Genomic DNA, 8,452 nt, shown 5'->3' with positions numbered 1-8,452 from the left:
CCCCGCAAACAACCCCGGCAACAACACCGGCACCGGATCCGCCCCCGGCGCACTGCCCGCACCCGACCACCCCAGCAACCGCCCACGCTCCACCCCACCCAACACATCCACCGCACCCACCCGCACACCCGAATCCGCAACCACCCCACCCAACAACCGCGCAAACCGCCCACCCAAAGACTCCACAGTCCCCCGGTCATAAAGATCAGTCGCATACTCGATGAACCCATCGATCCCCGCCGGAGCACCCTCCGCATCGAAGGTCTCCCACAGATTCAGCGTCACATCGAACTTCGCCGTCCCCGTCCCCAACGACTCCGAACGCACCTCAAGCCCCGGCAGCCCGAACCGCGCCTCCTCATTGTTCTGCAACACCAACGCCACCTGGAACAAAGGATGCCGCCCACCAGAGCGCACCGGGTTCAACCGCTCCACCACCAACTCGAACGGCACGTCCTGATGCGCATACGCCTCCAGGCACACCTCACGCACCCGCCCCAACAACGCACCGAACGACGGATCCCCCGACACATCCGTCCGCATCACCAGCGTATTGACGAAGAAGCCGACGAGATCGTCGAGTTCTTCGTCCGTACGCCCGGCCACCGGCGAACCCACCACGACATCCGGCCCCGCGCCCAACCGCACCAGCAGGCCGGCGAGCCCGGCGTGCAGGACCATGAACAACGTGACATCGGCCGTCCTTGCCAACTCCCGCAGCCCCGCGTGCAGGTCCGCGCCGATCTCCAAGGGCACGACGTCACCCTCGTACGAGGCAGAGGCCGGACGCGGCCGGTCCCCCGGCACCGTCACCTCCTCCGGCAACCCCGCCAACCTCTCGGCCCAGTAGGCGAACTGGCTTCCCACCACACTCGACGGGGCATCCACATCACCCAGCACCTCGTGCTGCCACACGGTGTAATCCGCGTACTGCACCGGCAACGCCGACCACCCAGGCGCCCCACCACCCAACCGTGCCGCATACGCCGCCACCAGGTCCCGCGCCAGCGGACCCGCCGACCACCCGTCTCCCGCGATGTGGTGCAGCACGAGCACCAGCACCGCGTCACGGCTTTCGGTGATGTCGAGCAGATGGGCGCGGATCGGGATGTCCCGGTCGAGGCGGAAGCCGTACCGGATGGTCTCGGTGATGCGGAGGGTGACCTCGGGCTCCGTGACGGTCTCGACGGTGAGGAATGCACGGGTCTCTTCCACTGGCAGGACACACTGGTAGGGTCGGCCGGCGCTCTCGGGGAAGACCGTGCGCAGCGGCTCGTGCCGCGCGATCACGTCGTTGATCGCCGCCTCCAGCGCCGACCGGTCGAGGTCGCCGGTGAGCCGGAGTGCGAAGGGCATGTTGTAGGTGGCGGAGGGGCCTTCGAGCTTGTGCAGGAACCACAGCCGCTGCTGCGCGAACGACAACGGCAGGAACTCCGGACGCGGACCCGCCACCAGCGCCGGACGCACTTCACCCGCGTCCAGACGGCGCACGAGCCGGGCCACCGTCGGCGCCTCGAACAGCACCCGCAACGGCAGCTCCACCCCCAGCACCCGCCGGACCCGGCTCACCAGCCGCGTCGCCAGCAGCGAGTGACCGCCCAGATCGAAGAAGCTGTCCTCCACCCCGACCGACGGCAGCCCCAGAATGTCCCCGAACAGGCCGCACAGGATCTCCTCCTGTGGTGTCCGGGGCGCCGCGGCGGTGTGGCCGGCGGCGTATTCGGGCGTGGGGAGCGCGGTCCGGTCGATCTTTCCGTTCGGCGTCAGCGGCAGCGCGTCCAGCAGGACCACGGCGGACGGCACGAGGTAACCCGGTAGCACCGCGCCGAGTTCGGCACGCAGCGACGCGACGGTCGCCTCGGCATCGGTGACGGGAACGACGTATGCGGCCAGCCGCGTTTCACCCCCGTGGACGAACGGTGCCACTACCGCCTGTGCCACCGCGGGCAACCGCCGCAGCGCCTCCTCCACCTCGCCCGGCTCCACCCGGAACCCACGGACCTTCACCTGGTCATCGACCCGGCCCAGGTATTCCAGCTGTCCGTCGGCGTTCCACCGCACGACATCGCCGGTCCGGTACATCCGCCCACCGGCCACCCCGAACGGGCACGCCACGAACCGCTCCGCCGTCAGCCCCGGCCGCTCCACGTACCCGCGTGCCAGGCCCGGACCGGTCACGTACAACTCGCCCGGAACCCCGGGCGGCACCGGGGCCAGGCGATCGTCCAGCACGAACACCCGGGCGCCGACGACCGGCTCGCCGATGGGGGCAGTCGCTCCGGTGAGGGGCCGGCTGGTGGTGGCGTAGACGGTGGCCTCGGTCGGGCCGTAGGCGTTGATCATCAGGCGCCCGGCGGACCAGCGCTCGGCCAGGGCGGGCGGGCATGCCTCGCCCGCGACCACGAGGGAGCGGAGGTCGGGCAGGGCGGACTCGGTGCCGGCCGGAAGGGCGGCCAGTACGGACGGCGCTACGAAGAGGTGGCTGGCCCGGTGGGTTGCCAGCGCGGCAACCAGCTCATCGCCCACCAGGTGCGCGGAACCGGTCTGGACGAGGGCTGCACCGACGGTGAAGCCCGTCAGGAGTTCCATCACGGACACGTCGAAGTTGGAGGAGGTGGACTGCAAGATGCGGCTGCCCTCGGCGAGGCCGAAGTGCTCGGCCGTGGCGGTCAGGCCCGCCAGGCCGGCGTGCGAGACGGTCACGCCCTTCGGAGTGCCGGTGGAGCCCGAGGTGTAGATGACGTATGCGGCGTTGCGCGGGCACAGGGGTGCCGTACGGTCGCTGTCCTCGGGTGCGGCGGTCGGCCGGCTGGACCACGCTGCGACGACGGCAGGGTCATCGACGGCGAAGAGCGGCACCGCGACGTCCAGGGGCCCGGTGGCCAGTACCAGCGCGGGCCGGGCGTCGGCGATCAGGTATGCGATGCGCTCGGCGGGATATTCGGGGTCGATCGGCAGGTACACGGCTCCGGCCTTGAGGATGCCCAGGATCACGGCGATCTGGGTCCGGGAGCGGTCGACCGCGACACCGACGGTGCGCTCGGGACCGACGCCCTGAGCGATGAGCCAATGGGCGATCTGGTTGGCCCGTGCGTCGAGTTCGGCGTACGAGGCCGTTCCTTCGCTGTCGATCAGTGCGGGCGCCCCCGGGGTGGCCCGGACCTGCGTCTCGAAAAGTTCGGGCAGGGTCGCCTCGGCCGCGGTGAGGGGTGAGACGCTCCAGGTGGCGAGGTGGCGCCGCTCGTCCTCGCCGAGGATGTCCAGGGCGCCGATGGGCAGATGCGGGTCCTGCCCGGCGGCGGTCAGCAGGCGGGCCCAGCGGGCGGTGAAGGCGTCCATGGTCGCAGGGCCGTAGAGGTCGGTGGCGTACTCGATCGTGCCGGTGAGACCGGCGGGCGTGCCGTCCGCGTCGAAGTTCTCGATCAGGTTGAGCGTGAGGTCGAACTGCGAGCCGCCGGGGGCCGGGTTGAGGAGCTCTGTGTGCAGGCCGGGCAGGTCGAAGCGCAGGTCCGCGTTGTTCTGGAGGGCCAACATCACCTGGATGAGGGGGTGATGGGCGGTGGAGCGCTGCGGGTTGAGTTTCGACACCAGGTACTCGAAGGGGATGTCCTGGTGGGTGTACGCGGCCAGACTGGTCTCCCTGACCTGCCCCAGCAGTTCGGTGAACGCGGGATCGCCGGAGGTGTCGGTGCGCAGGATCAGGGTGTTGACGAAGAAGCCGACCAGGTTGTCGAGGCCCTCGTCGGTGCGTCCGGCGATGGGCGAGCCCACCGCGATGTCCGACCCCGCGCCCAGCCTGGAGAGCAGGGCCGCCAGGCCCGTGTGCAGAACCATGAACAGCGTCGCGTCCGCCGAACGGGCCAGCTCCCGCAGCGCGGCGTGCGTCGCGGCGTCGATCGTGAATGCGGCCTCGGCGCCGTCCTGGGAGGCCACGGCGGGCCGCAGCCGGTCGGTGGGGAGGCTGACGACCTCGGGCAGGTCCGCCAAGTGACTTTCCCAGTACGCCGTCTGTCGGCCGAAGAGGGTGTCCGGGTCGGTGTCGTCGCCGAGCAGCTCGTGTTGCCAGATGCTGTAGTCGGCGTACTGCACCGGCAGCGCCGACCACCTCGGCGGCTCACCGGCGCGGCGGGCGGTGTAGGCGTCCTTGAGGTCGTCCGCGAGCGGGCCGAGCGACCAGCCGTCGCCGGCGATGTGGTGGATCGTCAGCACCAGTACGTGAACATCCGCTCCGGTGCTGAGCAGCCTGGGCCGGATGGGGATCTCTCGGTCCAGTTCGAAGCGGTGGCGGACACACTCCTCCACCCGTGCGTCGAGCCGGCCTTCGGGGATGTCCTCCGCCGACAGCCCGACCCGTGCGTCGGTGGCATCCAGCACCCGCTGACAGGGCTGCCCGTCGATGTCGGGGAAGACCGTGCGCAACGGCTCGTGCCGGGCGATCACGTCATTGAGCGCGGCCTCCAGCGCCGACCGGTCGAGGTCGCCGGTGAGCCTGAGGACCAGTGGCATGTTGTACGTCGCCGACGCACCCTCGAACTTGTACAGGAACCACAACCGCCGCTGCGCGAACGACAACGGCAACGACTCGGGCCGCTCACGCGGCTCCAGCACCGGACGCGAACCCCCCACCGACAGGTGCCCCGCCACCCCCGCCACCGTCGGAGCATCGAACAACGCCCGCAACGGCAACTCCACATCGAGAACCCTGCGGATCCGGCTCACCAACCGCGTCGCCAACAGCGAATGACCGCCCAGATCGAAGAAGTCGTCGTCCACACCCACCACCGGAACACCCAGCACGTCCGCGAAGAGGGTGGCGAGGACCTGCTCCTGCGGGGTGCGGGCGGCCCGCTGGGGGGTGACCGCGTACTCCGGCGCGGGCAGTGCCGCCCGGTCGAGCTTGCCGCTCGGTGTACGCGGTACGGCATCGAGCACGACGAAGGCCGAGGGCACCATGTACTCGGGCAGCCGGTCGCGTGCCGCGTCCCGTACCGCGGCCACCGACAGTTCGCTCCCCCCTTCGGGCACGAGGTAGGCGACCAGTCGGCTGACGCCGTCCTGGTGCTCGTGCACGGTCACCACGGCCTGGGCCACCTCGGGCCTGCGGCGCAGTACGGCCTCGATCTCGCCGGGTTCGACCCGGAAACCACGGATCTTCACCTGGTTGTCGGCACGGCCGAGGTATTCGAGCTGTCCCTCGTCGTTCCAGCGGGCGAGGTCGCCCGTGCGGTACATCCGCTCGCCCGGCGAGCCGAAGGGACAGGCGACGAATCGCTCGGCCGTCAGCTCCGAGCGGCCGACGTATCCGCGCGCGAGGCCTGCTCCCGACACGTACAACTCGCCCTGTACGCCCGTCGGCGCGAGGTCGAGCCGGTCGTCGAGCACGAGTGCGGTCAGCCCCGGCAGGGGGCGGCCGATCGGGACCGCTCCGGTCTCCCGCCCCGTCAGCAGCGGGCTCATCACAGCGCCCACGGTCGACTCGGTGGGACCGTACGCGTTGATCATCCGGCGCCCCGGGGCCCACCGCGCGGCCACGTCGGGCGGGCATGCCTCGCCCGCGACCGCCAGCGTGGTCAGGTCGGTGAGCCGGTCCGGCCCGTACGTGTCCTCCAAGGTGGCCAGGACGGACGGCAGGAGGGTCGCGTTCGTGATCCGTTCGCGGTGGAGCAGTTCGCCCAGTTCCAGTCCGACAAGCCCGGTCTCCTCGGGCACCACCAGGGTGGCCGCGGCGCCGAAGGCGGTCACCATCTCGGAGACCATGGCATCGAAACTGGACGGCGAGAACTGCAGCACCCTGCCTCCGGGGCGCAGCTCGAAGGCAGCTCGCTTGGCCGCCGCCAGACCTGCGATCCCGGCGTGCGTGACCTCGACGCCCTTGGGGCGGCCGGTCGAGCCGGAGGTGTAGATCACGTACGCGGTGTACGTCGGGTCGACGGCGATGCCGGGGCCGGTGTCGGGGCAGTCGGCGAAGTCCTGCCGTGCCCACTCGTCGTCGAGCACCACCGAGGGTGCCGCGTCACCGAGCATGTACGCCCGCCGCTCAGCCGGGTAGTCCGGGTCCACCGGCACGTACGCCGCGCCGGTCTTCATCACGCCGAGCAGCGCCGCCAGCAGACCGGGCCCACGGCGCATCAACAGCGCCGCGCGCCGGCCCGGTCCGAGCCCCTGGCCGCTCAGCAGCCACGCGATGCGGTTCGACCAGGCGTCCAGTTCGGCGTAGGTCAGCTCCTCGTCGCCGCACACGACAGCGGGCGACGCCGGGGCGCGCCGTACGGCTTCCGTGAACAGGCCGGGCAGGGTGAGCGGTTCGAGGGCCGTGCGGCTCGGGGCCGTGCGGCTCGGGGCCGTGCCGGACGCGGGGCCGACGGGGTCGGCGCCGGATACGGTGGCCGCGTCACGCGCGCCCGACCATCCGAGCAGCCGCCGACGCTCCTGCGGGGCAAGCAGGTCGAGAGTGTCGACCGGCCGGTCGGGGCCGGCCACTGCGGCGTGCAGCAACCGCGTGTACCGCGCGCCGAACACCTGGACGGTGGCGGGGTCGTAGAGGTCGGTGGCGTACTCGACGAAACCGGTGATCCCTGCGGGGTTGCCGTTCTCGTCGAAGGTCTCGCCGATGTTCAGCAGCAGGTCGAACTGCGAGCTGCCCCGTCCCGGGTTCTCCAACTGCGCCCGCAGACCGGGCAGGTCGAAGTGGGCCTCCGCGGTGTTCTGGAGGGTGAGCATGATCTGGACGAGGGGGTGGTGAGCGGGCGAGCGCTGCGGGTTGAGCTTCTCCACCAGGTACTCGAAGGGCACGTCCTGATGGGTGTATGCGGCCAGACTCGTCTCCCGCACCTGTCCCAGCAGATCGGCGAAGGCCGGGCGCCCCGAGGTGTCGGTCCGCACGATCAGCGTGTTGACGAAGAAGCCGATCAGATCGTCAAGACCCTCGTCCGTCCGGCCCGCGATCGGCGAAGCCACCACGATGTCCGACCCGGCGCCCAGCCGGGACAGCAGCGCCGCGAGCCCCGCGTGCAGCACCATGAACAGCGTCGCGTCCGACGACCGCGCCAGCTCCCGCAGCGCGGCATGCGTCGAGGCGTTGATCTCGAACGGCAGCGTCTCACTGCGGTGGGACGCCTCGGACGGCCGCGGCCGGTCGGCGGGGAGGGAGACGACGTCGGGCAGGCCACGCAAGTGGTCGGTCCAGTAGGCGGCTTGGCGTCGCAGCAGGCTGTCCGGGTCGGTGTCCTCGCCGAGCAGTTCGTGCTGCCAGAGGCTGTAGTCGGCGTACTGCACCGGCAGCGGCGACCACTGCGGCCGCTCGCCCTCCCGACGGGCCGCGTACGCGGCCACCAGGTCCTCGGCCAGATGCGTCATCGACCAGCCGTCACTGGCGATGTGATGCATCACCAGCATCAGCACCGACTCTTCCTGGCGGACCGTCAGCAGGGCCGCGCGCAGCGGGATCTCCCGGTCCAGCTCGAACCCGTACCGGGCCATGCCGTGCACGAGCCGTTCCCGTCGCTCCGCCGACCCGGCGTCCTCGGTGGTGAGGGTGAGGTGGGCTTCCTCGGGCGCGAGGACCTGCTGATAGGGCTCCCCGTCGATGTCGGGGAAGACCGTGCGCAGCGGCTCGTGCCGGGCGATCACGTCGTTGAGCGCCGCCTCCAGCGCCGGGACGTCAAGTTCACCGGTCAGCCGCAGCATCAGCGGAATGTTGTACATCGCCGATGCGCCCTCGAACTTGTACAAGAACCACAACCGGCGCTGCGCGAACGACAACGGCAGCCACTCGGGACGCTTCCGCCGCTCCAGCACCGGACGCGAACTGGGGTCCGACAGGTGCCGCACCAGCCCCGCCACGGTCGGCTCATCGAACAGCGTCCGCAGAGCCAGATCCACACCGAGCACCGCACGGATGCGGTTGACCAGGCGGGTCGCCAGCAGCGAATGCCCGCCCAGTTCGAAGAAACTGTCCTCCACGCCCACCGCGGGCAGCCCCAGCACCTCGGCGAACAGACCGCACATGATCTCTTCCTGCGGAGTCCGCGCCGCCCGGGACGCTCCTGCGGTGTACTCCGGGGCGGGCAGCGCTGCCCGGTCCACCTTCCCGCTCACCGTCAGCGGCAGCGCCTCCAGTGCCACGAACGCGGCCGGCACCATGTACGACGGAAGCCGCTCCCCCAGCCGGCGACGCAACACCGACACCAGCTCACCCGTCACCCGCGTCCGCACGGGATCACTCGCCAGCCCCGCAAGCGACCGCCCGCCGACCGGCACATACACACCCGTCACCACGCCCGAGCCCACGCCATCCGGCACAAAGATCACATCGAACGTGTCGAGCCCGCCCGTAGCGACGGTCACCACCGCAACCCAGCCCCGCGACCGGGCCCAGACACACACCTCCTCCGGATCCACCCCGATCGTTTCCCCCAATAGACCCCGCACCCGCTCGATCGGCTCACCGTCG

At 70.7% G+C, this 8,452-nt stretch carries 1 protein-coding gene; it reads right to left on the bottom strand.

Annotation, left to right across the window (positions count from 1 at the left end; genetic code table 11):
- The coding region (locus tag IEZ15_RS42700; RefSeq protein WP_189282325.1) for a non-ribosomal peptide synthetase at nt 1-8,346 on the bottom strand (8,346 nt) is incomplete at its 3' end.
- Nucleotides 8,347-8,452: the final 106 nt, after the last annotated feature.

This window comes from Streptomyces atratus, assembly GCF_014648655.1.
GTDB lineage: Bacteria > Actinomycetota > Actinomycetes > Streptomycetales > Streptomycetaceae > Streptomyces > Streptomyces atratus.
The sequence above is the reverse complement of the archived record's forward strand: the minus strand, read 5'-3'. Positions and strand labels throughout refer to the sequence as shown.